The sequence below is a fragment of the Halobacillus sp. BBL2006 genome, assembly GCF_000786645.1.
In the GTDB taxonomy this organism is placed as follows: Bacteria; Bacillota; Bacilli; order Bacillales; family Halobacillaceae; genus Halobacillus.
This window is the reverse complement of sequence record NZ_JRNX01000572.1, coordinates 1-3,381: the sequence shown is the minus strand read 5'-3', so window position 1 is coordinate 3,381 and position 3,381 is coordinate 1. Positions and strand designations below refer to the sequence as shown.

Genomic DNA, 3,381 nt, shown 5'->3' with positions numbered 1-3,381 from the left:
CGCCCGATGATCCTGCCGATCATTATGGAAGTGTGAGTATAGTAAAAACCCCGCTGTTTTCCAGCGGGGTTTTAATTATGCTTATTTTTAAGTTAAACGCTTGATCGCTTTTTTCATGTCAGGCAAATCAAGCGAGCCTGTTTCAAAAAAGTTTTTAACGATATATTTAGAGAAATTCACTGCGGATTGATAATCAATATGACCCGGTAGTGGAGCTTGGTCCTCAATAGCGACATCAATAATCACTGGTTTATTTGATACGAACGCTTGCTCCATTTTTGGCCCAAGCTCATCGTAGCTTTCTATCCTGTACCCTTCCCCACCGCAGGCTTCTGCAAATTTGGCGAAGTCCATCTCTCCTAGATTCGTGGCATAATTGACGTGACCCATCTGCTCCTGCTCATACTTAATCATTCCGATCTTACTGTTATTAAGGATAATCATTTTGATCGGTAAATCATACTTCACGGCCGTGACGAAGTCGTGCATCACCATCGTAAAACCGCCATCTCCTGCAACTCCGATCACTTGGCGATCAGGATAAGCTTTCTGGGCAGCAATTGCACCCGGCAGACCGCTTCCCATCGTCGCAAGCCAACCTGAAATAATGAATTTTTGATCGACTAACGGCAAGAACCTTGATACCCAAACCGTAACATTTCCGACATCCGCTGAAATGACTGCTCCTGACTTCATATGCTTCTCCAATTCATACATAACTTGCGGAGCATGGAGCGGATCCTCCGTAGATCGTTTTTCTTCCTGCAAAGCGATGCGCCAATTGTTCATTTTCTCCTGATACTCATTGAGGTAAGAACGTTCTTCCACTGGAGTGATCAGTTCAGTTAAACCAGCCAACGTTTCTTTCGCGTCGCCAGCAAGGCCTAATTCAATCGGGTAATACTTTCCTAAGTTCTCTGGTCGATAGTCGATTTGAATGGCCTTTACATGATCCGGTAAAAAGTCACGATAAGGAAATTGTGTGCCGATAAGTATTAATAAGTCTGTATTTTTTACAGCATGATAAGCAGGCTTTGTTCCGATTTGTCCATGTTGCCCCAGACAGTAGGGATGATTATCAGGAATAATACCTTTTGCCAAGAGACTAAGAACGATCGGTGCCTTAATGGCTTCTGCAAAATTGATCAATTCTTCCTTTGCATCTACCGTTCCCTTTCCAGCTATGATCACAGGTTTTTCAGCATTTTCAATAAGATCTCTTGCCTCCATCATGTGGACGGTCTTCGGCACAATATCAGGCTTGTAATAACCTCTTGAGGTTAAGCGGACATCATCCTTTTGCTTCTTGGCAAACAAATCATCAGGTACGATCAGGACAGAAACCCCACTATTAGCATAGGCTTCTCTAACGGCCTGATCAAGCAAGTCTGGGAGCTGTGCTTCTGTTTCAGCACGTTTATTCCAAACAGAGACATCATCAAACATACGCTCGAGATTGATCTCTTGAAAGGCTCCTGTCCCTACTTCATCACTATGCACCTGGCCGACAATAGCTAAAACAGGTGCTTTGTCAGCTTTTGCGTCATACAAGCCATTCATTAAGTGGACGGCTCCAGGACCTGCAATCGATAAGCAAACCCCTAGCTTCCCTGTCAATTTGGCATAAGAAGCAGCAGCGAGAGCCCCTATCTCTTCATGCCGTACTTGTATAAAAGATATTTCCTCCTGCCTTTTCCTTAAATCATCAATTAATTCGTTGATAGAATCTCCCGGCATTCCGTAAATATGGTCAACGCCCCAATCAATTAGTTGTTGGGCCATTACATCCCCAGTACGTTTTTCATTGAACATTTCAGGCTCATCCTTTCACATTCCCTGGTATATTGATTAGTCTTTAGCTTTCTGTATTACCGTTATTCATAAAAGATAAACTAATATTGGAAACGAAACCGTAACTATTGTGAAAATAAGGAGCATATTCAAAAGATTCTCAACAAAAAAACCCTACCTATAATATAGGCAGGGATTCTGCTTAATCTTCTACAACCAAGTTCTTCTCAAACCGGCTGATATCTTTATCTGCACCAATGACAATTAAAATGTCACTTTCCCGAATCTCCTCTGTGGCCATAGGAGAAACGATAACATCTTTCTTCCTCTTAATCGCGACAACGTTACAGCCATATTGGGCACGGATGTCAAGGTCTACAAGGGTACGACCGCTCATCTTACTTCCCGCTTTGACCTCGACGACACTATGGTCATCTGATAATTCAATATAGTCGAGAATATTGTTCGAAATAATATTATGTGCAATTCGTTTACCCATGTCACGCTCGGGGTGAACGACGTGATCGGCACCGATCTTATTCAAAATCTTTTCATGGTAATCATTTTGTGCTTTTACGGTAATCTTTTTGATGCCCATTTCTTTCAGCATCAATGTTGTGAGCATGCTTGCTTGAATATTATCACCAATTGCTACAATCACATGATCAATGTTTCTCAAGCCTAACTCTCTCAATACGTTTTCGTCCGTAGAATCTGCAATGACGGCATGAGCTGCAATATCCCTATATTCATTCACTTTATCTTCATCCAGATCCAAAGCAAGAACTTCCATGCCTTCTCGGCTTAATTCTCTGCAAATGCTGCCTCCGAATCGGCCAAGCCCAATAACGGCGAATTCTTTTTTCATGACATATCCTCCATCTTCTCAATCAAAATCTAAGGTTATTTTATCATACAACTTTCGATAAAACACAAAAAGTAGAGAAGATGGCACTTCTCTACTTTTTCCCTTTAATATAATCTGCATCAAACAGGAACATCCTCATTAATAAAATGAGAGATGGGAGGAGTAAAAGCAAACCGGCAATAAACACAACGATGAGTGCTACAGCCATCGTTTCATTGGTTACACCACTCGAAAGGGTCACATAAGGGTGAAGCAGATACGGCAAGTGTGAAGCTCCGTATCCAAAGAAGGCGACTAAGAACTGGAACATCACTGCAATGAACGCCCAGCCATAATGCTTTCCTTGATAAACGAGGAAAACAGCAGCCATGAAGAAGGCAACAGATATACCAAACACCCACCATAATTCAATTGCACGCTGATAGTGATCTTGATTCTGTTGACTTAAAGCAATAAATGTCGTCAAGCTGGCAATAATCGTAGGAGAGCTCCAAAACAAGGCATATTTTCTCACTAGTTCTAACGCTGATTGGTCTCCTGCGCGATTCGCATAATACGTTAAAAACATAGAGCTGATGTATAAGACAGAAACGATCGCTAAAAATACAACACTCCATGAATAAGGACTTGTAAGCAGTTCGCCTGTAAGCAAATGCACCCCTGTATCCGTTTCTTCAATGAAACCACCTTCAGAGATCGTCAATGCAGTAGACAATGAAGCG

Annotated in this window: 3 protein-coding genes; all 3 read right to left on the bottom strand. The window is 42.0% G+C overall.

The window, feature by feature from the left end; all coding sequences use genetic code 11:
• Window positions 1-87: 87 nt before the first annotated feature.
• Window positions 88-1,812, bottom strand: a complete 1,725-nt coding sequence (locus LD39_RS16105; protein WP_052158914.1) for a pyruvate oxidase — start codon at window positions 1,810-1,812, stop codon at window positions 88-90.
• A 181-nt stretch (window positions 1,813-1,993) separates the two neighbouring features.
• On the bottom strand, window positions 1,994-2,659 hold the full coding sequence (locus LD39_RS16100) for a TrkA family potassium uptake protein (RefSeq protein ID WP_035549694.1): 666 nt from the start codon (window positions 2,657-2,659) through the stop codon (window positions 1,994-1,996).
• 91 nt (window positions 2,660-2,750) lie between these two features.
• A partial coding sequence (locus tag LD39_RS16095; protein ID WP_035549691.1) for a cytochrome d ubiquinol oxidase subunit II occupies window positions 2,751-3,381 on the bottom strand: 631 nt, incomplete at its 5' end.

What these genes read in the sequence shown, in the direction of transcription:
- LD39_RS16105 (WP_052158914.1), bottom strand. Translation starts at nt 1,812, where the DNA reads ATGTTCAATGAAAAACGTACTGGGGATGTAATGGCCCAACAACTAATT.
- LD39_RS16100 (WP_035549694.1), bottom strand. Translation starts at nt 2,659, where the DNA reads ATGAAAAAAGAATTCGCCGTTATTGGGCTTGGCCGATTCGGAGGCAGC.